We start from the raw sequence: 21,595 nt of genomic DNA, 5'->3' as shown, positions 1-21,595 counted from the left end.
GTCGATCACTCCGCCGAGACGACGACGCCCTCGAGATCGACCGCCGCGGGAAGGAAGCCGAGGTCGACGAGCTTGTCGTCGACGCGCTGCAGGTCGATGGGCGCGACCTCGGCCGGCCAGAACGGGAGCTTGATGTCGTCGACCGACAGCGTGGATCCGGTGTAGTCGATCCCCGCCTGGATGGCCTCCTCCGGGTGCTCGTTGGCGTAGGCGTTGCTCTTGGCGACGGCGCGCTGGAAGGCGGCGATCGCATCGGGCTTCGCCGCGATGGTGCTCTCACCGGCCGTCCACAGTCCGACCGCGCCCTCCTCGAAGAAGCCGACCGACGGCGCATCGACGAACGTCGCCCCCGCTTCGCCGGCCTCGCTCGTGAACGGGCTCACCAGGCCCGCGGCATCCACGGTCCCCGTCTGCAGGGCGGCGACGGCCGACGTGAAGTCGAGCACCACCCATTCGATCGACCCCGGATCCACTCCCGCCCGGTCGAGAGCGTCGGTGATGACGACCTCCAGCTGCGCCTTCCGGGCGGGGACGGCGATGGTCGCACCTTCGAGGTCGGCCACGTCGCTGATCCCGCTGCCGGCGGATGCGTACAGTCCGGTGTCGTCGAGGGATGCCGGGTCGTCGGACTCGGCGGCTCCATCGATGTAGCCGTCGGCGGGGGCGACGACCTTGAGCGGCACACCGCCCGAGAGCGCGTTGAGGAGCGGGATGCTGGGGGCGTAGGCGATGTCGACCTGGCCTCCCTGCGCGGCGGCGAGGCCGGCGGGCGGGTTCGCGACGACCGATGTCTCGAGCACGATGCCCTCGTCTTCGAAGAAGCCCTGTTCCTGACCCAGGAGGAGTGCCCCGTCGGACACCAGTCCGATGGTCGCGACCTTGAGGGTGGTCGTGCCGCCGCCACCGGCGTCGGCATCGGAGGCTCCGGGGGCGGAGGTGCAGGCCGTGAGCGCCAGGACAGCACCGGCGGCGATGAGGCCGGCGGTGCGGCGGACCAGTCGGGTGCGGTTCATTGTCAGACTCCTCGTCGAGTTAGTCACCGTGTGGTGATTTTAAGAATCGTACTCTTTGCTGTTCGATTTCAGGTTACGGTGAGGTTACATTAGTCACCATACGGTGACGAAAAAAGCCATGATTCGATCATGGACGGGAGGGAGGGCCGCCATGCCCAAGATCGTCGATCATGATGAGCGCCGTGCGCACATCGCCGACGCCGCGACCAAGGTCATCATCCGGGTGGGCTTCGACAAGCTCACGATGCGCGAGATCGCGACCGAGGCCGGCTACGCGCACGGGGCGATCGCCCGCTACTTCCCCCATAAGCAGAGCCTGCTCACGGCGGCGTTCCTGCGCCTGTACACGCTGGCCAACGATCGCATCCATGCCGGGGTCGAGGGGGTGCGCGGACTCCAGGCGCTCGAGCGCATGTGCCGCGAGGTCCTCCCCTTCAGCCCGAACGGGCCCGCGTACGCCAAGGTCGTCATCGCCTTCTGGGACCACGCCTCCCAAGACGTCGACGTGCGCCGCATCCACCACGACAACAACATGCACTGGCGCGAGCTCTTCCGCCGCTTCCTCGAAGAGGCCCGCGAAGACGGCGAGCTCGCGGATCACGTCGTCATCGACACGGCCGTGAACGAGATCGCCTCGCGCAACGCCGGCTGGCAGATGATCTCGGTGCTGATGCCGGACTCGGCGGGAGACGGCCGCCTGAACGACGGGCTGGCGGCGCTGCTGACCTCGCTGCGGCGCGCTCCCGCGCCCGCCGCGCGCTGAGAGGGCCGCGGGCACCGGTCAACCCTTCCGGCCGGGACCGGAGACGACCTGGGTCACGGCGACCGACTTGAGGCCCTCGACCCCGAACTCGAGCCCGTAGCCCGAGCTCTTCACCCCGCCGAACGGCACCATGGGGTGCAGACCCCCGTGCGAATTGATCCACACGGTTCCGGACTGCATGCGCGACGCGGCTTCGCGGGCCGCCTCGGGATCGCTCGACCAGACCGAGGCGCCCAGGCCGACGTCGAGGGAGTTCGCCCAGGCGAAGGCCTCGTCGACGTCGGAGTAGCGGATCACGGGAAGCGCCGGTCCGAACTGCTCCTCCTGTACGAGGTCGGCATCGTTGTCGATGTCGGCGACGATGGTGGGGCGGTAGAACAGCTCGCCGAGCTCGGGCGCCGCCTCCCCGCCCGTGACGATGCGAGCGCCCCGGTTCCGCGCGTCGTCGACGAGCCGGGAGACGATGTCGAACTGCGGGCGGTTCTGCAGCGGTCCGAGGACGCTGTCCTCGTCGAGCCCGTTGCCCATGGGAACGGAGGAGGCGATGTCGGCCAGGGCGTCGACGACCTCGTCGTAGACCGAGTCGTGCACGTAGAGGCGCTTCATGGCGGCGCAGGTCTGGCCGGTGTTGATGAACGCGCCCCAGAACAGGTCCTGGGCGACCGCGGCGGCGTCGGTGCCCGGAAGCACGATGCCGGCATCGTTCCCGCCGAGTTCGAGGGTGAGGCGAGCCAGATTGCCCGCCGAGCTCTCGATGATCCGCCGGCCGGTCGCCGTCGATCCGGTGAACATGATCTTCGCGATGTCGGGGTGCGAGGCGAGCCGGGCCCCGACCTCGCGGTCGCCCGAGACGCCGATGAGGACGTCGGCGGGGAGCACCTCGTTCATCACGGCGAGCATCGCGAGCACGCTGAGCGGCGTGTACTCGCTGGGCTTCGCGACGACGGTGTTCCCCATGCGCAGCGAGGGGCCGATCTGCCAGATGGTGATCATGAGCGGCCAGTTCCACGGCCCGATCGCGCCGACGACACCGGCGGCCTTGTAGACGAGCTCGGCGTGCAGCTGCTCGTCGTCGACGAGCACCTGCGGCTCGAGGACGGTGGTGGCGTTGGTGCGCAGCCAGGCCGAGCAGGCGCCGAGCTCGAAGCGGGCGTTGGGTCCGTTGAGCGGCTTGCCCTGCTCCCGCGACAGGATGTACGCGAGGGCCTCGGCGTTCGCGTCGATCGCGTCGGCGGCGGCGAGGAGCAGCTCGCTGCGCTTCTCATGGCCGAGCGCCTCCCACGCGGGCTGCGCCGCCTTGGCCCGGGCGATCGCGTCATCGAGGTCGTCGACGGTGTGGACCGGAGCACGTCCGATCGTCTCGCGGGTCGCGGCATCCGGGATCTCGCGCCCCTCCCCTTCCGCGGCCTGCACGCGGTCGAGCAGAACAGCGGCATCCGAGGCGGCGGATGCGGGCACGGGCGTGGACGCGTCGGGGTCGGAAACGACGACGGATTCGGACATCGGGACTCTCCTTCGAGCGAGACGCGGGCCGGACGAGACACCGGCCGCCTTCTCATTGTGCGGCGCAGGCGTCGCCGGCACTTGTCCGGGAGCGCGCCGCAGATGTCCGAGTGCGAAGGATGCGGCGTCAGCGGGTGCGCAGGCCGTCGAGCGCGACGGTCAGCACGTCGCGCGCGAGGGCGTCGGCGTTCTCCGGTCCGCCCGGCCGGTACCACTCCACCAGCGAGTTGACCATCCCGAAGAGCAGTCGCGTGGCGACCGACGCATCGACGTCGGAACGCACCGCGCCCTGCTGCTGAGCCGCACGGACGATGCCGGTCACCTCGTGGTCGAAAGCGCGGCGCCGTTCGAGTGCCCGCCGCTCGACCTCGCTGTTCCCCCGCACTCGCAGCAGGAGCGTGACCGAGGGCAGGTGCGCGATGAGCACGCCGACCGCCCCCTGCAGGACCGTGGCGAGCCGATCGTCCGGAGCGACGGTGCGGGCGTCGGCCAGCACGCCCTCGAGTCCGTCGAGCGCCTCGCCGAGTGCGCTCTCGAGGATCTCCTCCTTGGACGAGAAGTGGTGGTAGAGCGCCGCCTTCGAGAGTCCGAGGCGTGCGGCGAGGGCGGCGACCGACGTGGCGTCGTACCCCGATTCGTTGAACACGCCGACGGCCGCATCGAGGAGCCCGCGACGGTCGTAACCGGGCCGGCCACGACGCGCGGCTTCGGCGCCACCGCTCGCTGCCCGACTGCCCGTCACCGTCTCAGTGTGTCACGGCGTCGCCCCCGGCTCAGCCCCGCTCACCCGGCTCGGTCCCGCGCCTCCGACTCAGCCCGCGCCCCGGCTCAGCCCCCTTCATCCGGTGGATGCGGGGTCGTCGCATCGGGTGAGGTCGCGTTGCGGGTGGGGGTCCCACCAGCGTCGGGTGGGGTCCCACCAAGCCGGGCCGCGGACCTTCGGTCTGCCGCTGTCCATGCGGATCTCCCACCCCGACGAATCCAGGGTGCGGTGATGGTGCCAGCACAGGGCGACACCGTTGTCGGTATGCGTCGGCCCGCCTCGCGAGTGCTCGTGCACATGATGGATCTCGCACCACGACCCCGGCACGTGACAACCCGGAATCAGACACTCCCGGTCCCGGAGCAGGATCGCTCGACGTTGATGGACGGTGAAGATACGCTCCGTGGCCCCGATTCCGATGATCCGCCCCTTGGGGTCGAACAGCACCCGCTGAACCGTGCCCCCGCACGCGGTATGCCGGGCCAGAGACACCGGCGCCGTGACGGGCGCGCGCGCGTCGACACCGTCGATGCGCGCCCATCCCCGACCGGTCGCGTACTCCTCCGCGTTCACCGACACGATCAACGTCGGCGCCGCACCCCCCAGACGCGGCATCTCATCATGGCGCGCCGCGATCCCCAGCGCGGCCGCGAACGCGTCATGCTGACGCTGGATGCGAGAGCGAGTGTCGGTGAACCCCTGCGGCATCCGGTCGGCGATGTCGGCCGCCGACGTCAGGTAGTCCGCATCCGTCTCGGCCGGTTCGAACCGCACCCCGGGCACCGGGGGCGCAGCCACCTGCGGATTCAGATACGCATCCCACACTCGCTGCAGCTGCGCCGCCACCTCCGGCAGGAGCGCGCCACGGATCGGGATCACTCCGTCTTTCATCCGACCCAAGACCAGGCGTCGGCCACGCATCGCGAGCTCTTCCGCCGGTTCCGCGCCATCGGGATCGAGATACGCGACGATCAGCTGCGCGAACGCCTTCAGATCGTCGACCGTCGGGGCCGGACCCGCCGCCGGACCGATCATCGCCTCCGTACCACCCGACTCCGCCGCGGCCTGGTCATCAGACGACGCGAATCCGCGCGCATAGGCGGCCAGCTCGGCATCCGCCCGCTGCCGATCCGCCGCGCCGATCCGCTCCCCCGCCTCTTCCACCGGCCCGGTCGCCGCCAGCAGCCCCGCTACCGACACGGCACCGTCCAACAGGGCCAGCCGCAGCGCCGGCCATCGTCCGGACAGCGGCGCCCCGGTCGTCAGTTCCACATCCCGGTGGACCACTCGGGCCGCTCTCACCATCCGCGCCGCCTCGGCCGCAGACGTGCGCAAAGCCCGCTGCAGCAGTTCGTTCATCGACCGACAGCCGTACCTTCCGCAGAAGCTCCCCGCCCCCGACCCGGCCGCCGCCGCGTCGATCGACGCGACCGCCTCGACCGTGATCGCCTCTGCCCGCCTCAGCACCTCCCCGATTACGCGGAGCACCTCGATCCGCTCCGCATCCTGCAGCCCCGCCAGCCCATCTCCCGACAGCACCGAATCCAGGTCGGCGACGACCCTATGGAGGACGGTGACGGAACTGTTCATACCCCCATCCCACCCCGGGCCACCGACATTCGCGCCCGAAAATCCCAGTTCCAACCGATATTCCGGAACTCGCGGCACGCAAGGTTTCCCAGCGGACCGCCTCAGCCCTCACGTCCTCAGCTGTCAGCATCCGCCGGGATTAGCGCGACCCGCCACCTCACTCCCGCGTGAAGTCCTCGAAGATCAGCGTCGTACGCGTCGAGCGGATCGACGGGATCGCCTGGATGTCCTCCAGCACGATGCGGCGCAGATCCCGCGCGTCGTTCGCGCGCACCAGCAGGATCACGTCGAAGTCGCCGCCCACCAGCGCCATGTGCTCGATCTCGGGGATCGCGCGGAGCCGGTCGCGCACCTCCTGCCAGGTCGCCTGCTCGATCGCGAGCGTGACGTAGGCGCTGGCGTGGTGGCCGAGGAGCACGGGATCGGTGCGCACGGAGTAGCCGGTGATCACGCCCAGGTCGGTGAGCCGCCGGATGCGCGCGTGCGCCCCCGCGCGCGAGATGTGCACGGCATCCGCGATCGCGGTCATCGACGCGCGGGCGTCCCGCCGCAGCTCGTCGAGGATGGCCCGATCGATGTCGTCGAGCCCGGCCGCCTCACCCCGTCGTTCCATCCTCGGATTGTGACACTTCGTCGTCGCTGGACGCAATTCACGACCGATCGTTCAGCAATGTTCGCGAACCGTTGGACATCTGTCGCCCGAGCGTCATGCTGTCGTCATCGAGTTCGGCGAGGAGGGCGGACGGATGCAGCACGCGGACCTGCTCCCGCGAGACACCGCGGTGCACCTGATCGACGAGAGCGGGGCGACCGTCGCCGACGACCGCTATGCGCTCCCCGACGCCGAGACGCTCGTCCGCGCCTACCGCGCCCTCGTCGAGGGCCGCCGCATCAACGACCAGGCGAGCGCTCTCGTGCGTCAGGGCCGGCTCGCGGTGTATCCCTCCTCGCACGGGCAGGAGGCGTGCCAGGTCGCGGCCGCGCTCGTGCTCGGCGCACACGACTGGCTGTTCCCCACCTACCGCGACTCGGTCGCCATCATCGCCCGAGGCGTCGCTCCGGCCGAGGCGCTGACGCTGCTGAAGGGCGACTGGCACTCCGGCTACGACGTCCGCGCCCACCGCGTCGCGCCGCAGGCCACTCCCCTCGCGACCCAGCTGCTGCACGCGGTCGGCCTCGCCCACGCCGCGAAGCACCGCCGCGAAGACACGGTCGTCCTCGCTCTGTGCGGCGACGGGGCGACGAGCGAGGGCGACTTCCACGAGGCGATGAACTTCGCCGCCGTCTTCCACGTGCCGGTGGTCTTCTTCGTGCAGAACAACGAGTTCGCCATCTCGGTGCCGCTCTCGCGCCAGAGCGCCGCCCCCTCCCTCGCGCACAAGGCCATCGGCTACGGGATGCCGGGGCAGAGGGTCGACGGCAACGACGTCGCCGCCCTCCTCGCGGTGCTCGGCGAAGCGGTGGACACCGCACGCGCCGGCGGCGGCCCCTCGCTCATCGAGGCGCACACGTATCGGATGCAGGCGCACACCAACGCCGACGACGACACCCGCTACCGGGAGCGCGCCGAGGTGCAGGCGTGGGAGGCGCGCGATCCGCTGATCCGCCTGCGGGCGCACCTCAGCTCGACCGGAGCGATCACCGCGGCCGACGAGCAGCGCTTCGCCCTGGGGGCCGACGAGATCGCCGCGGCCATGCGCGCAGCGCTCGGCACCGATGTCGAACCCGACCCCGAAGATCTCTTCCGGTTCGTCACCCGCGACCGTTCCCTGCAGCTCGACGAGCAGTGGGATCTGCTGCGCGGCGAGATCGGACGCGCGGCCGACGCCTCCGGCGTCGTGAAGGGAGCCCGGCCATGACCATCGCGCACGACGACCTGCGCACCGCCGGCGACCCGTCATCGCCCGGGGTGGCGACGATGACGATGGCCGCCGCGCTCAACCGCGCGCTCGCCGACGCGATCGCGTCGGATCCCGACGTCGTGGTCTTCGGCGAGGACGTCGGCGCGCTCGGCGGGGTGTTCCGGGTCACCGACGGCCTCACCGCCCGGTTCGGCGAGAGTCGCTGCTTCGACACGCCCCTCGCCGAGTCGGGCATCGTGGGCACGGCCGTCGGCATGGCCATGAACGGCCTCCGTCCGGTGGTGGAGATGCAGTTCGACGCCTTCGCCCTCCCGGGGTTCGAGCAGATCGTGAGCCACGTCGCCAAGATGGCCAACCGCACCCGCGGCACCGTGCGCATGCCGATGGTGATCCGCATCCCGTTCGGCGGCGGCATCGGCGGCGTCGAGCACCACTGCGACTCGTCCGAGGCGTACTACGCCCACACGCCCGGCCTCACGGTCGTGAGCCCGTCGACCCCGCAGGACGCCTATTCGCTGCTGCGGGCGGCGATCGCCTCGCCCGATCCGGTCGTGTTCCTCGAGCCGAAGAAGCTCTACTGGAGCAAGGGCGCGGTCGACACGTCGGTCGCAGCCGACATCGGCTCGGCCCGGATCGTCCGCGACGGAGGCGACGTGACTCTTCTCGCATACGGCGCATCGGTGCCCCTGGCCCTCGAGGCCGCCGAGGTGGCGGCATCCGAGGGGCGCAGCGTGCAGGTCGTCGACGTGCGGTCGCTGTCGCCGTTCGACGACGTCACGGTGACGGCGGCCGTGAAATCCACCGGTCGCGCGGTCGTGATCGCCGAGGCACCGGGCTTCGCGTCGGTCGCCTCCGAGATCCAGGCGCGGGTGTTCGAGCGCTGCTTCGAGTACCTCGAGGCTCCGGTGCGCCGGGTCACCGGCTTCGACGTGCCCTACGCGCCGCCGAAGCTCGAGCACTTCTACCAGCCCGACGTCGACCGCGTGCTCGACGCCATCGACGGACTGCACTGGGAGGACGACGCATGAGCGCAGAGACGAGCGACTCCGTGCAGGTCTTCCGCCTCCCCGACCTCGGCGAGGGGCTGACCGAGGCCGGGCTCGTGCAGTGGCTCGTTGCGGTCGGCGACACGATCGCGACCGATCAGCCGGTCGCCGAGGTCGAGACCGCGAAGAGCGTGGTCGAGCTGCCCTCGCCGTTCGCCGGCGTCGTCGCCGCCCTGCACGGTGCCGCGGGCGACGTCATCGAGGTCGGCGCACCGGTGCTCGAGGTGACGGCCGTCGGCGAGCCGGATGCCGCGGCGAGCGCGGCGGCGTACCGCACAGAGGAGCGGGCCGGCTCGGGCAACGTGCTCATCGGGTACGGCACGCGCGTGGGCACGGCATCCGGTCGCCGTCGCCCGCCGGTCGCGGCGCGCCCGTCCCTCGGAGAACAGCACGTTCTTCGGACGATTCCGCAGGAAACGTCCGAAGAACCTGTCGTCGTGCGAGGAACGGATGCCGCGCCGCGCCGACCGGTCGCGGTGCGCTCGCCCGTGGTGCGGCGTCTGGCGCGCGACCTCGGGCTCGATGTGCGCACGATCCCCCCGACCGGCCCGGACGGAGCCGTCACCCGCGCCGACGTGCTGCGCGCGGCCGTCGACAGCGCGGTCGACGTCGGCGCGGCCGCGAGCGGCGCGAGCGGGCGCGCCGTGGACGCGAGCGCCGCGAGCGGGCGGGACACGGCCGGGAGCGCGACCATCGACGGCCTGGCCGTGCGTTCCCGTGAGAGGCTGTCGCCGCTGCGCCGGGCCGTGAGCGCCCGGCTGAGCCGCAGTCGGTCGGAGATCCCCGAGGCCACGGTGTGGGTCGACGTCGACGCCACCGCCCTCTGGGACCTCCGCGCCGAGATGGCACCGACTCCGTCGATCACCGCGCTCCTGGCGCGCTTCGCGCTCATCGCCCTCGAGGAGCATCCGGTGCTCGCCGCGCGCCTCAGCGACGACGCCGACGAGCTGATCTCGTTCGAGGGGGTCAACCTCGGCGTCGCCGCCGACACCGAGCGCGGACTCCTCGTCCCGGTGGTGCCGGCGGCCCACGCGCTCTCGGTCGACCAGCTCGACACCGTCCTGCGCGAGCTCACCGCGACCGCGCGCGCCGGGTCGATGCCGCCCGAGCGACTGCGCGGCTCGACCTTCACGCTCAACAACTACGGCGGGCTGGGCGTCGACGGGTCGGCCGCGATCATCAACCACCCCGATGTGGCCATCCTCGGCGTCGGCCGCATGATCGAGCGTCCGTGGGTCGTCGACGGCGAGATCGTGGCGCGGCGCATCGTGCAGCTGTCGCTCGTGTTCGATCATCGCGTGTGCGACGGCGGGTACGCCGCCGGGTTCCTCCGCCGCGTGACCGAGCTCATCGAGCATCCGCTCCGCGCCTTCGGGAGGCTCTGATGCCCGAGGCGTTCCTCGTGGGCGGCGTGCGCACGCCGGTCGGCCGGTACGGCGGAGCCCTCGCCGAGGTGCGACCCGACGATCTCGCAGCCCTCGTCGTGCGGGCGGCGGTCGACCGCGCCGGCATCCCCGACGAGGCGATCGACGAGGTCGTCCTCGGGGCCGCGAACCAGGCCGGCGAGGACAACCGCAACGTGGCGCGCATGGCGGTGCTCCTGGCGGGTCTCCCCGACAGCGTCCCCGGGATCACGGTGAACCGTCTCTGCGCGTCGGGGATGTCGGCGATCGCGATGGCCGCGCAGGCGATCCGGGCCGGCGACGCCGACCTCGTCGTGGCCGGCGGAGTCGAGTCGATGACCCGCGCTCCCTGGGTGCAGGCGAAGCCGCCGCGCCCCTGGGCGAAGCCGGGTGAGATGTTCGACACCTCCATCGGCTGGCGTTTCACCCACCCGCGCCTCACCGCACGCGACAAGGCGACCTTCTCGATGCCCGAGACCGCCGAGGAGGTCGCACGGCGCGAGGGGATCGCGCGCGACGAGGCCGATGCCTTCGCGCTGCAGAGTCACCGGCGGGCCGTCGCGGCGATCGACGCCGGACGCTTCGACGCCGAGTTGGTGCCGGTCGCCACGCGCACCGGCGAGGTCACGACCGACGAGGGCCCCCGGCGCGAGACGACCCTCGACGCCCTCGCCGCACTCCGTCCGGTCGTGGGCGGCGGCGAGGTCGTCACGGCGGGCAACTCGAGCTCGCTGAACGACGGCGCCTCGGCGATCGTCGTAGCGGGCGAAGACGCGGTCTGCCGCTACGGGCTCACCCCCCGCGCGCGGATCGTCACCGCGACCTCGGCGGCCCTGGCGCCCGAGGTCATGGGGCTCGGGCCGGTCCCCGCCACCGAGAAGGCTCTCGCGCGCACCGGCATCCGCATCGACGACATCGGCGCCGTCGAGCTCAACGAAGCCTTCGCGACCCAGTCGCTCGCCTCGATCCGCCGACTCGGACTCGACCCCGGGGTCGTGAACCGCGACGGCGGGGCGATCGCCCTCGGGCACCCGCTGGGATCGAGCGGATGCCGCATCGTGGTGACCCTGCTCGGCCGCATGGAGCGCGAGGGCGCCGGGCTCGGCCTCGCCACGATGTGCGTCGGGGTGGGGCAGGGCACGGCGATGATCGTGGAGCGGGTCTCGTGACCCTGCGCGTCGAGGAGCGGCCCGATCGGGTCGTCGCCACCCTCGACCGGCCCGAGAAGCGCAACGCCATCGACCAGGCCACGATCGACGCGCTGCACGAGCTGTGCGTCGCGCTGGAGCAGCACCCGCGCACGCTCATCGTCACCGGCTCGGGCGGCGTCTTCGCGGCCGGGGCCGACATCGCCGAGCTGCGTCTGCGCACCGCCGACGACGCGCGACGCGGCATCAACGCCCGGGCGTTCATCCGCATCCACGAGCTGCCCATGCCGGTCATCGCGGCGATCGACGGATGGGCGCTGGGCGGCGGAGCGGAACTGGCGTACGCCGCCGACATCCGCATCGGCACGACCGCCCTGCGCATCGGCAACCCCGAGACCGGCCTCGGCATCATGGCCGCGGCCGGAGCCGCCTGGCGGCTGCCCGAGATCGTCGGCGAGGCGCGGGCGAGCGAGCTGCTGCTCACCGGTCGCACGCTCGACGCCGACGAGGCGCTGGCCTGGGGGCTCGTCACGGCGCTGCACCCGCCGGAGGGCCTCCTCGACGCCGCCCACGCCCTCGCCGATCGGATCGCCGCGAACGACCCTCTCGCGACGCAGCACACCAAGCGGGCGCTGCGCACGGCGCGCGGCGGGCATCCGGCGATCGAGTTCGAGCTGCAGGCCGAGCTCTTCGCCTCACCCGAGAAGCACCGCCGCATGACGGCGTTCCTCGAACGGAGGGCCGGCCGATGAGCGCGACGGCGTCTCCGACCCCGTCGGCGGCCCCTGCCCGGGTGGGCGTGCTCGGCGGCGGGCGCATGGGCGCCGGCATCGCCCACGCCTTCCTCCTCGCGGGGTCCGTCGTCGAGGTCGTCGAGCGCGACGACGAGAGCGCCGGGGCCGCGGCCGCGCGCGTCGGCGACGGCATCCGCCGCTCCGTCGAACGCGACGCGGCGATCGACGCGACGTCGCTGCGTGCGCGGCTGCGCTGCGGGCGCGACATCGGCGCCCTCGCGGACTGCGCCCTCGTGATCGAGGCGGTGCCCGAGGACCGCACGGTCAAGCAGGGCGCGCTGACCCGGCTGGAGGCCGTCATCGACGAGACCGCCGTGCTCGCCACGAACACGTCGTCGATCTCGGTCGACGACCTCGCAGCGACCCTGCGGCAGCCCGGACGCTTCCTCGGACTGCACTTCTTCAACCCGGTGCCGTCGTCGGCACTGGTCGAGATCGTACGGGGTGCGGCGACCGACGACGCCGTCGTCGCCGATGCCCGCGACACCGTGCGCGCCCTCGGCAAGACGCCGATCGTGGTGCGCGACGCGGCCGGGTTCGCCTCGTCGCGCCTGGGCGTGCTGCTGGGTCTCGAGGCGATCCGGATGCTGGAGGACGGCGTCGCGAGCGCCGCCGACATCGATGCGGCGATGACGCTCGGCTACCGGCATCCGGTGGGTCCGCTGCGCACCACCGACATCGTCGGTCTCGACGTGCGGCTGCAGATCGCGGAGGAGCTCGCCCGCGCCCTGGGCCCCCGCTTCGAGCCGCCGGGACTGCTGCGCCGGATGGTCGCCGAGGGCAGGCTCGGCCGCAAGAGCGGCGAAGGCTTCTACACGTGGGACGAGGACGGCCGAGAGCGGCCGACGACGGAGGAGACACGATGACCGGACACCTTCCCAGCTTCGTGCGAGACGCCTGGTGGACGCCGCCGCTCGACGCGCTGGGCTCCGACGGCGCATCGGGCGCCGAGGTGCGCGATGCCTCGACGGGTGAGGTGGTCGCCCGCGTGAGCACCGAGGGCCTCGACCTCGCCGGGGCGCTCGACCACGCCCGCACGGTCGGTCGGGCGAGCCTCGCCGCCCTCACCTTCCACCAGCGGGCCCTGCTGCTGAAGCGGTTCGCCCTCGCGCTGACCGAGCGCAAGGACGAGCTGTATGCCGTGTCGGCGCGCACCGGGGCGACCAGGAGCGACTCGTGGGTCGACATCGATGGCGGCATCGGCGTGCTCTTCTCGTATTCGGGCAAGGGGCGGCGCGAACTGCCCAACAGCACCGTGCACGTCGACGGTCCGGTCGAGCCCCTCTCGAAAGACGGCTCCTTCCTCGGGCGCCACGTCTTCACGACCCTTCCCGGGGTCGCGGTGCAGATCAACGCGTTCAACTTCCCCGTCTGGGGCGCCCTCGAGAAGCTCGCGCCCGCCTTCCTTGCGGGCATGCCGACCGTGATCAAGCCGGCCACGCCGACCGGCTACCTCACCGAGGCGATGGTGCGGATCCTCGTCGACTCCGGGCTTCTCCCCGCAGGTTCGCTGCAGCTGGTGAGCGGCGGTGTGCCGACGCTCTTCGAGCACCTGCGCCTCGGCGACCTCGTCGGGTTCACCGGCAGCGCCTCCACCGCCGAGGCCCTCAAGGCCCATCCGGTCGTGCAGACGGGCGTCGTGCGCTTCACCGCCGAGACCGACTCGATCAACGCCTCGGTGCTGGGAACGGATGCCGTCGAGGGAACACCGGAGTTCGACGCGTACGTGCGTCAGCTGGTGACCGAGATGACCACGAAGGCGGGCCAGAAGTGCACGGCGATCCGGCGCGCCATCGTGCCAGCCGCGACCGCGGATGCCGTCGTCGAGGCGGTCCGTGCCCGGATCGCCGAGAAGACGGTGCTGGGCGATCCGCGCGCCGAGGGGGTCACCATGGGTCCGCTCGCGTCGACCGGCCAGCGCGACGAGGTGCTGCGTCAGGTGCGGGCGCTCGAGGAGGCGGGCGGGAGGATCGTGGTCGGGTCTACCGCGGCTCCGGAGGTGCGGCGCGCCGACGGGAGCGTCGACTCGACGGCCGTGGGGGCCTTCCTCTCCCCGGTGCTGCTGCGCTTCGACGACGCCGACGTCGACGCCGCGCACACCGTCGAGGCGTTCGGCCCCGTGGCCTCGCTCCTCACCTACGACACGACGGGCGAGGCCGCCGCGCTCGTCGGGCGCGGGGGCGGATCGCTCGTCACCAGCATCGCCACCCACGACCCTGTGCAGGCCGTGGAGCTCGCCACCCGCATCGCTCCGTTCAACGGCCGGATGCTGCTGCTCGACCGCGACGACGCCCGGTCGTCGACCGGGCACGGCTCGCCGCTGCCGAACCTCGTGCACGGCGGACCGGGGCGCGCGGGCGGCGGTGAGGAGCTGGGCGGCATTCGCGCCGTCCTCCACCACATGCAGCGCACCGCCGTGCAGGGCTCGCCCGAGATGCTGACCGCCCTCACCGGCGTGTGGCACCCGGGTGCGACCGCGCGCAGCGAGGGTCGGCATCCGTTCCGCAAACCCCTGGACGAGCTGCGCATCGGCGATCAGGTGGTCTCCGCGTCGCGGGAGGTCACCCTCGACGACATCGAGACGTTCGCGCGGTTCACGGGCGACACCTTCTACGCGCACATGGATGAGGAGGCCGCGGCGGCCAACCCGTTCTTCCCGGGGCGCGTCGCGCACGGCTACCTGCTGGTCTCGTGGGCCGCGGGGCTCTTCGTCGATCCCGAGCCGGGGCCCGTGCTGGCCAACTACGGCCTGGAGAACCTGCGCTTCGTGACCCCCGTGTCGCCCGGCGACGAGATCAGGGTCGAGCTCACCGCGAAGCAGATCACCCCGCGCGAGACCGACGAGTACGGCGAGGTGCGGTGGGACGCGGTCATCCGCAATCAGGATGACGAGACGGTCGCGACCTACGACGTGCTGACACTGGTCCGCAAGCAGCACCAGGCGGAGCCCGTGCCCGCCTGAGCCGTCAGCCCGCCACTGCGGCTGCCGCGGCTTCCCGGGCCTCGTCGGCTGTCGCCGCACCGAGCACGGCGTCGGCGGCACGGCGACAGTCCGTGGAGTCGACGCCGGCCAGGGCGTCGGCCACGCGCCCGAGCGCGCGCGGCGTCATCGACAGCGACGTGGCGCCGAGTCCGATCAGCACCGGAGCCAGAGCGGGGTCGCCGCCGGCCTCGCCGCAGACGCCTACCGGCTTTCCCGCGGTGCGCCCGGCCTCGCCCACCGCGGCTATCAGCCGGAGCACGGCGGGCTGCCACGGATCGTTCAGATCGCCGAGCTCGCCGTGCAGCCGATCGGCCGCCATCGTGTACTGGGTGAGGTCGTTGGTGCCGATGCTCACGAAGTCGACCACCTCGAACAGCGCTGAGGCCATCACGGCGGCCGCGGGCGTCTCGATCATGACGCCCACCCGCGTCAGGCCCGCCGAGCGGCACCGCTGCGCGAAGTCGCGCGCCTCGTCGACGGTCGCGACCATCGGCGCCATCACCTCGACCCGCGCCGACTCCGCGTCGGCCGCGAGCGCCAAGGCGCGCAACTGGTCGTCGAGGAGCTGCGGAGACCGTCGCGCGACGCGGAGTCCGCGAACGCCGAGAGCCGGATTCTCCTCGTCGTCGTCGTTCGCGAAGGGCAGCGGCTTGTCGCTCCCCGCATCGAGCGTGCGCACCACGACCCGGCGATCGGGGAACGCGGCCAGCACGCCGCGGTAGGCCGCGACCTGTTCGTCGACGACGGGCGGCGTCGCCCGGTCGAGGAAGCAGAACTCGGTGCGGAACAGGCCGACGCCCTCGGCACGAGCGGATGCCGCCGCGACCGCATCCGCGGCCCCTCCCACGTTCGCGAGGAGGGCGATGCGGTGTCCGTCGGCGAGCGCGCCGGTGCCGCCGAAGGCGAGCGGGGCGACCGCGGCCTTCGCGATCCGCATCGCAGCCTCGGCGATGCGCGGCGCGGGCGGCTCCACCTCGACCGTCCCCGTCTCGCCGTCGAGCAGCACGACGGCACCGTCGGGCACGCGCGTCGCTCCGGCGACTCCGACGACGGCGGGCAGCCCCAGGGAACGCGCGATGATCGCGGTGTGCGACGTCGGACCCCCCTGCTCCGTGAGCAGCCCGGCGCACCTCCCACCGGCGAGCGTTGCAGCGTCGGCCGGGGCGAGGTCGGCGGCGACCAGCACGAACGGCTCGTCGCGCTCGGGAACGCCGGGCATCTCGACGCCGACGATCTCGGCGATGATGCGGTTCCGCACGTCGCGGAGGTCGGCCGCGCGCTCTGCCGTCCGACCGCCCAGAGCCGCGAGATCCGCCTCCTGCGCGGCGGCGGCCTCCCACACGGCGCGGGCGGCGCTGCGGCCCTGCGCTCGCACGAGCGCCGCCGCGCCCGCGACGAGCTCGGGGTCGGCGGCGAGCAGGCGGGTCGCCTCGAGGATCGCGCGCGTCTCGCCGCTCGCCCGCTCGGCGCGCCCGCGCAGCCGGTCGGCCACCCGCTGCGCGGCCGATGCGACGGCGTCGGCCTCGCTCTCACGATCGGCGGGGGCGATCACCGTGCGCAGGTCGGGCTCGGCGAGCGGCGGGGCGAGGTGCGCGACCGGTGCGACCGCGCGCCCCGCGCTCACCCCGCGGCCGCGCAGCACGGTACCCGCGGCGACGGGGACCGGGTCGGCGGCGACGGGGACCGGGTCCGCGGCGACGGGGACCCGGTCGGCGGCGACGGGCGCCGGTTCGGCGGCGACGAGAGCCGGTTCGGAGGCGTCGGCTGCAGGGGCGGCACCCGCGCCCGCGGGGTCGTCCGTGACGGCTGCGGGGTCGTGGGTCCCCTCGCCGAACCCGTCGCGGAACAGGGCTTCCAGGCGGTCGAGCACCACGGCCGCGCCCGCATCCGTCGCCGAGAGCTCGAGCTCGTCGCCCTGACGCGCGCCCAGGACGAGCAGCCGCGACAGGCTCGCCGCGGCGGCCTCGGGCCCGTCGGGCAGACGTCGCAGGCGCACGTCGACACCCGCGGCGGTGTCGGCGATCAGCGCCGCCGGCCGGGCGTGGATGCCGAGCGGATTGCGCACGCGCACCCGTCGCGTCTCCGCCTCGCCCCGAGACGGCGGCTCGATCGGCTCCCCCGGTTCGGCCGCGTCGTCGGCCACCTGCGCGGTCTTGGCGGTCAGCGCGGCGCGAGCCTCATCGGCGACCGTGTCGAGCGATCCGCCCGCCGCCGCCGACACGACAGCCGCCAGCAGACCCTCGACGAACGGCGCGGACGTCAGGCGCACCGGCACGTCGCTGGCGCGCAGCTCCAGGGCGAGCTCGGCGCTGAGCACCGCCGACCCCAGGTCCATGAGCACGATCACGCCCGCGCAGTCCGTCGCCAGCTCGTCGATCGCGGCGGCGACGGCGACGGCATCCGTCCCGAGGATCGGCGCGCCCTGCCCGTCGATTCCGGCGCCGGCGGCGACCCGCACCGGCGCACCGCCCGCCACCATCTGCAGGGCGAGTTCGAGCGCCGCCTCCCCGAGCCGCGCGCTGTGGGAGACGGCCACGATCCCGATCATCAGGATCGGTCGGCGATCGCCGCAGCCAGGGTGTCGAACAGGATCGCCGCGGATGCCGCTCCCGGATCGAGGTGCCCGGCGCTGCGCTCACCGAGGTAGCTCGCGCGTCCCTTGCGGGCGACGAGCGGCTCGGTGGCGTCGCGACCGGCGGCGGCGGCATCGGCGGCCGCCCGCACGGCCGTCGGCAGATCCTGCGCGGCCGCGATCGCCGCGTCGAGCGCGTCGACCGCCGGTGCCATCGCGTCGTACATCGTCTTGTCGCCCGCCTCGGCCTTGCCGCGCGCGACGACGCCGTCGAAGCCGGCGCGCAGGGCTGCCGCGAGTCCGTCGGCGTCGAGCTCGGTGACGGGCCCCGCCGACGCGGCCATCCGCAGGAAGAACGTGCCGTAGAGCGGCCCGCTCGCACCGCCGACCGAGCTCACCAGGGTCATGCCGACCGTCTTCAGCAGGTCGTCGGCGGTCGCCGGAGCTCCCGCCCGGAGGCGCTCGGCGACGGCCGTCATGCCGCGCGCCATGTTGGCGCCGTGGTCGGCATCGCCGATGGCCGAGTCGAGCTCGGTGAGCCAGTCGCGCTGCTCGGTGACGGCGCCGCCGAAGCGGTCGATCCAGTCGACGAGCACGTCGGATGCGATGGTGTCTGTCATGGCGTTCCGCCCTCCGGGTCGGTCGTATCCGCGCGGTTCACGCGCCCCAGCGCAGCCCTGGGGTGTTCACCGGCGCATCCCAGAGGCGCAGCAGCTCGTCGTCGGCCGGGAGCACCGTCACCGAGCATCCGGCCATGTCGAGCGAGGTGATGTAGTTGCCGACGAGATTGCGGGCGATCTGCACTCCGGCCTTCTCCAGCAGCGCCGCGACCTCGCCGTACATCAGGTACAGCTCGATCAGCGGCGTCGCCCCCATGCCGTTCAGCATGACGATCGAGGGCCCGGTCGCGGCGAGGTCGGCGAGGATCGGCTCGACGAGCTGCCGGGCGATGTCGGATGCCGGTGCGAGGGGTTCGCGGTGCCGACCCGGTTCGCCGTGGATGCCGATGCCGATCTCCATCTGGTCGTCGGGCAGGTCGAACGTCGGCTTGCCCGCGGCGGGGACCGTGCAGCTCGTGAGCGCCATGCCCATCGATCGTCCCTGCCCGTTGATGCGCGTGGCCAGCTCGACGACGGCGGCGAGGTCGCGACCCTCCTCGGCGGCCGCGCCGACGAGCTTCTCGAGCAGCACGGTCAGCCCGACGCCGCGGCGACCCGCCGTGTAGAGCGAGTCCTGCACGGCGACGTCGTCGTCGACCACGATGCTGCCGACCTCGATGCCGTCCATCTCGGCGAGCTCTGCGGCCATCTCGAAGTTCAGCACGTCGCCGGTGTAGTTCTTCACGATGTGCAGCACGCCGGCGCCGCGGTCGACCGCCTTCGTGGCCACCTGCACCCGGTCGGGCGTCGGCGAGGTGAAGATCTCGCCGGCGACGGCGGCGTCGAGCATTCCGAGCCCGACGAATCCGCCGTGCAGCGGCTCGTGGCCCGAACCGCCGCCCGAGACCACGGCGACCTTGCCCTCGGCCTTGGGCGTCGCTCGGGTGATCACATGGTTCTCGAGGTCGACCGAGAGTTCGGGATGCGCGAGGGCCACGCCCCGCAGCGACTCCTCGAGCACGTCTTCCGGGGCGTTGATGAGCTTCTTCATCGTGGATCTCCCTTGATCGCTGCCGCTGCACCCTCGGCGAAATCCGTCGGGATGCGCTGGTGTCGAATCTGCTCGGAGGCCGTCGGCTTGTCAAGGTCGTTCCGGAACGGCGGCCCGCCGGTTTCTCTGCCGCGGGGCGCGAGGGCGATCGGCCGCACCGCTCAGCCCTGCAGTGCGAGGACGAACGGCAGCACCGCTGTCGCGCCCGCGTGCCGCAGGGTGTGCGCCGCCACCGTCATGGTCCAGCGGCTGTCGACCAGATCGTCGACGAGCAGCACCGGCCCGTCGGGGATGTCGAGGTGGTCGGCGCTCAGACGGTGCCAGAGTCCGGCGAGCCGGAACACGCTGTTCCCGCCCGGGCCTCCGGTCGGTCCGCCGTCGACGGGCGCCAGGGCGCCCAGGTACGGCAGCCGCCCCACCTCGGCGAGACCTCGGGCGAGCGAGTCGACCAGGAGCGGCCGTGACCGCGACGGCAGCGCCACCACCGCGACGGGCCTCTCCTGCCATTCCCAGCCGGCGAGCACGCGCACGCAGGCATCGAGGAGCGGCGGTGTCACGGGGCCGTCCGGCGCGCCCGCGGCGAAGAGCCGGCGCAGCGCGCCGCCCCAACCCAGGTCGGTGAGCCGCGCGAGCGCCCGCCCCTCGGCCGCCTGCTCATCGGCCGAGATGCGACCGCGCACCGGCACGTCGAGGCGGTCGGCCCCGGTGGGCCACTGGCGGCGCGGTTCGATCGGCACGCCGACCCTGTCGAGCGACTGGGCGGCCCGGGCGCTCTCCGACGAGCCGATCTCGCGCGGGAACCACACCCCGGCGCAGTTGTCGCACCGCCCGCACGGTGCGGCGGAGTCGTCGTCGAGAGCCCGCTGGAGGAACTCCATCCGGCATCCGTCGGTCTGCTCGTAGTCGAGCATGTGCTGCTGCTCGGCCACGCGTTCCGCGGCGATGCGCTCGTAGCGGTCGGCGTCGTAGCTCCACGGCTCGCCCGTGGCCACCCACCCGCCCTGCACCCGCCGCACCGCGCCGTCGACGTCGAGCACCTTGAGCAGGAGCTCGAGCGGCGTACGACGGATGTCGACCATCGCCTCGAGCGCCGGCGTCGAGATCGGGGTGTCTCCGAGGGCGTCGATCACCCGTTCGGCGCGCTCGCGATCCGGCATCGACGCGGTCGCGAAGTAATGCCAGATGTCGCGGTCCTCGACGCCCGGGAGCAGGAGGACGTCGGCGCTCTCGCTCGCCCGCCCCGCTCGCCCGACCTGCTGGTAGTAGGCGACCGGCGACGAGGGTGCTCCGAGGTGGAGCACGAACCCGAGGTCGGGCTTGTCGAAGCCCATGCCGAGCGCGCTGGTGGCCACGAGCGCCTTGACCTCGTTGCGCTTCAGCATGCCCTCCGACTCCGCGCGCTCGTCGCTGTCGGTCTGCCCCGTGTAGGCCCGCACGTCGTGGCCGTGGTCGCGCAGCAGGCGGGCGGTGTCGACGGCGGCCGACACGGTGAGTGTGTAGATGATACCGGAGCCCGGCAGGTCGTCGAGGTGGCTGAGCAGCCAGGCGAGTCGGCTCGCGGAGTCTCGCAGACGCAGCACCCCGAGCCGCAGCGAGGAGCGCGCCAGCGGTCCGCGGATGGTCACGACCGGTTCGAGGGCCGCATCGCCACCGAGGTTGCCGAGCTGTTCGGCCACGTCGGCGACCACACGGGTGTTGGCGGTGGCGGTCGTCGCGAGCACCGGCACATCGGCGGGCATCTGCGCGATGAGGTCGCGGAGCCTGCGGTAGTCGGGACGGAAGTCGTGCCCCCAGTCGCTGATGCAGTGCGCTTCGTCGACGACCAGCATCCCGATGCGACGCACCAGCGTCGGCAGCTGCTCTTCGCGGAACGAGGGGTTGTTCAGCCGTTCCGGGGAGACCAGCAGCACATCGACCTCGTCACGCTCGAGCCGCGCGAGCACGTCGCTCCACTCGTGCGCGTTCGTGGAGTTGATCGCGACCGCGCGCACGCCGGCGCGCTCGGCAGCGGCGATCTGATCGCGCATCAGCGCCAGCAGCGGCGACACCAGCACCGTCGGTCCCGCACCCTGACGCCGCAGCAACAGCGTCGCGACGAAGTAGACCGCTGACTTGCCCCATCCCGTGCGCTGCACGACCAGGGCGCGGCGGCGATCTTCGACCAGGGCCGCGATCGCCTCGTACTGCCCCTCGTGGAAGTCGGCGTCGGGCCGACCGACGAGCTCCCGCAGGGCGGTGCGCGCGGCTTCGCGGGTGTCGACGAGTGGTGCGGCGGTCATGCCTCCACTCTGCCCCACCCCACCGACACCCGGCCCGCCGGGCCCGACCCGGCCCATCCCGCACGCCCGGCCGCCCCGCCCCGGGTCACACCTGTCGGGAGTTCACGCGGATGTCGGGCGATAGCTCCGATCCGGCCCGGCATCCGTGCTTCCGCCCGACAGGTGTGCCACCCACCCCGCCCCGCGCACCCACCCGCCGGCTCTGCGCATTCACCGACCCGCAATC

The 21,595-nt window shown here is 72.7% G+C and carries 17 protein-coding genes; 8 read left to right on the top strand and 9 right to left on the bottom strand.

The window, feature by feature from the left end:
* Positions 1-5: 5 nt before the first annotated feature.
* Positions 6-1,013 carry an ABC transporter substrate-binding protein gene (locus AB3M90_RS02450; protein WP_412949722.1) on the bottom strand — a complete coding sequence of 336 codons (1,008 nt, stop codon included), beginning with the start codon at positions 1,011-1,013 and terminating at the stop codon, positions 6-8.
* Between the two features lie 151 nt (positions 1,014-1,164).
* Here AB3M90_RS02450 and AB3M90_RS02445 point away from each other — a divergent pair, with 151 nt between their 5' ends.
* Positions 1,165-1,776: a TetR/AcrR family transcriptional regulator gene (locus tag AB3M90_RS02445; RefSeq protein ID WP_412949721.1), complete on the top strand. Its 612-nt coding sequence runs from the start codon at positions 1,165-1,167 to the stop codon at positions 1,774-1,776.
* Between the two features lie 18 nt (positions 1,777-1,794).
* Here AB3M90_RS02445 and AB3M90_RS02440 read toward each other — a convergent pair whose 3' ends face one another.
* The 4 genes from AB3M90_RS02440 to AB3M90_RS02425 all read right to left on the bottom strand — a co-directional run bounded on the left by AB3M90_RS02440 (position 1,795) and on the right by AB3M90_RS02425 (position 6,245).
* The gene (locus AB3M90_RS02440) at positions 1,795-3,279 is read right to left on the bottom strand and encodes an aldehyde dehydrogenase family protein (protein ID WP_412949720.1); all 1,485 of its coding nucleotides are present in this window, start codon (positions 3,277-3,279) and stop codon (positions 1,795-1,797) included.
* A gap of 127 nt (positions 3,280-3,406) precedes the next feature.
* On the bottom strand, positions 3,407-4,021 hold the full coding sequence (locus AB3M90_RS02435; protein ID WP_412949719.1) for a TetR/AcrR family transcriptional regulator: 615 nt from the start codon (positions 4,019-4,021) through the stop codon (positions 3,407-3,409).
* A gap of 96 nt (positions 4,022-4,117) precedes the next feature.
* Positions 4,118-5,710: an HNH endonuclease signature motif containing protein gene (locus AB3M90_RS02430; RefSeq protein WP_412949718.1), complete on the bottom strand. Its 1,593-nt coding sequence runs from the start codon at positions 5,708-5,710 to the stop codon at positions 4,118-4,120.
* 79 nt (positions 5,711-5,789) lie between these two features.
* Positions 5,790-6,245, bottom strand: a complete 456-nt coding sequence (locus AB3M90_RS02425; protein WP_412949717.1) for an Lrp/AsnC family transcriptional regulator — start codon at positions 6,243-6,245, stop codon at positions 5,790-5,792.
* Between the two features lie 133 nt (positions 6,246-6,378).
* Between AB3M90_RS02425 and AB3M90_RS02420 the strand changes: the two genes are divergently transcribed.
* The 7 genes from AB3M90_RS02420 to paaZ are packed head-to-tail and all read left to right on the top strand — an operon-like array spanning position 6,379 to position 14,847.
* On the top strand, positions 6,379-7,491 hold the full coding sequence (locus tag AB3M90_RS02420) for a thiamine pyrophosphate-dependent enzyme (RefSeq protein WP_412949716.1): 1,113 nt from the start codon (positions 6,379-6,381) through the stop codon (positions 7,489-7,491).
* Positions 7,488-8,522, top strand: a complete 1,035-nt coding sequence (locus tag AB3M90_RS02415) for an alpha-ketoacid dehydrogenase subunit beta (protein WP_412949715.1) — start codon at positions 7,488-7,490, stop codon at positions 8,520-8,522. Before AB3M90_RS02420 ends, AB3M90_RS02415 begins: the two co-directional genes overlap by 4 nt.
* On the top strand, positions 8,519-9,925 hold the full coding sequence (locus AB3M90_RS02410) for a dihydrolipoamide acetyltransferase family protein (protein ID WP_412949714.1): 1,407 nt from the start codon (positions 8,519-8,521) through the stop codon (positions 9,923-9,925). Before AB3M90_RS02415 ends, AB3M90_RS02410 begins: the two co-directional genes overlap by 4 nt.
* On the top strand, positions 9,925-11,112 hold the full coding sequence (locus tag AB3M90_RS02405) for a thiolase family protein (RefSeq protein ID WP_412949713.1): 1,188 nt from the start codon (positions 9,925-9,927) through the stop codon (positions 11,110-11,112). The genes AB3M90_RS02410 and AB3M90_RS02405 overlap by 1 nt, the downstream gene beginning before the upstream one ends.
* Entirely contained in the window at positions 11,109-11,843 is a 735-nt protein-coding gene (locus AB3M90_RS02400; RefSeq protein ID WP_412949712.1) for an enoyl-CoA hydratase/isomerase family protein, read from the top strand. The genes AB3M90_RS02405 and AB3M90_RS02400 overlap by 4 nt, the downstream gene beginning before the upstream one ends.
* A complete protein-coding gene (locus tag AB3M90_RS02395) occupies positions 11,840-12,751 on the top strand; it encodes a 3-hydroxyacyl-CoA dehydrogenase family protein (protein ID WP_412949711.1) in 912 nt (303 codons plus the stop codon). Before AB3M90_RS02400 ends, AB3M90_RS02395 begins: the two co-directional genes overlap by 4 nt.
* Positions 12,748-14,847 carry a phenylacetic acid degradation bifunctional protein PaaZ gene (gene paaZ, locus AB3M90_RS02390; RefSeq protein ID WP_412949710.1) on the top strand — a complete coding sequence of 700 codons (2,100 nt, stop codon included), beginning with the start codon at positions 12,748-12,750 and terminating at the stop codon, positions 14,845-14,847. Before AB3M90_RS02395 ends, paaZ begins: the two co-directional genes overlap by 4 nt.
* Positions 14,848-14,851: 4 nt before the next feature.
* On the opposite strand, the gene ptsP is transcribed toward paaZ, so the two are convergent.
* The 4 genes from ptsP to AB3M90_RS02370 all read right to left on the bottom strand — a co-directional run bounded on the left by ptsP (position 14,852) and on the right by AB3M90_RS02370 (position 21,369).
* The gene (gene ptsP, locus AB3M90_RS02385) at positions 14,852-17,404 is read right to left on the bottom strand and encodes a phosphoenolpyruvate--protein phosphotransferase (RefSeq protein WP_412949709.1); all 2,553 of its coding nucleotides are present in this window, start codon (positions 17,402-17,404) and stop codon (positions 14,852-14,854) included.
* Positions 17,405-17,415: 11 nt separating this feature from the next.
* The gene (gene dhaL, locus AB3M90_RS02380; protein WP_412949708.1) at positions 17,416-18,060 is read right to left on the bottom strand and encodes a dihydroxyacetone kinase subunit DhaL; all 645 of its coding nucleotides are present in this window, start codon (positions 18,058-18,060) and stop codon (positions 17,416-17,418) included.
* Between the two features lie 37 nt (positions 18,061-18,097).
* The gene (gene dhaK / locus AB3M90_RS02375; protein ID WP_412949707.1) at positions 18,098-19,090 is read right to left on the bottom strand and encodes a dihydroxyacetone kinase subunit DhaK; all 993 of its coding nucleotides are present in this window, start codon (positions 19,088-19,090) and stop codon (positions 18,098-18,100) included.
* A 161-nt stretch (positions 19,091-19,251) separates the two neighbouring features.
* On the bottom strand, positions 19,252-21,369 hold the full coding sequence (locus AB3M90_RS02370) for a RecQ family ATP-dependent DNA helicase (RefSeq protein ID WP_412949706.1): 2,118 nt from the start codon (positions 21,367-21,369) through the stop codon (positions 19,252-19,254).
* Positions 21,370-21,595: the final 226 nt, after the last annotated feature.

Source organism: Microbacterium martis, assembly GCF_047246685.1.
Taxonomy (GTDB): Bacteria; Actinomycetota; Actinomycetes; order Actinomycetales; family Microbacteriaceae; genus Microbacterium.
The sequence above is the reverse complement of the archived record's forward strand: the minus strand, read 5'-3'. Positions and strand labels throughout refer to the sequence as shown.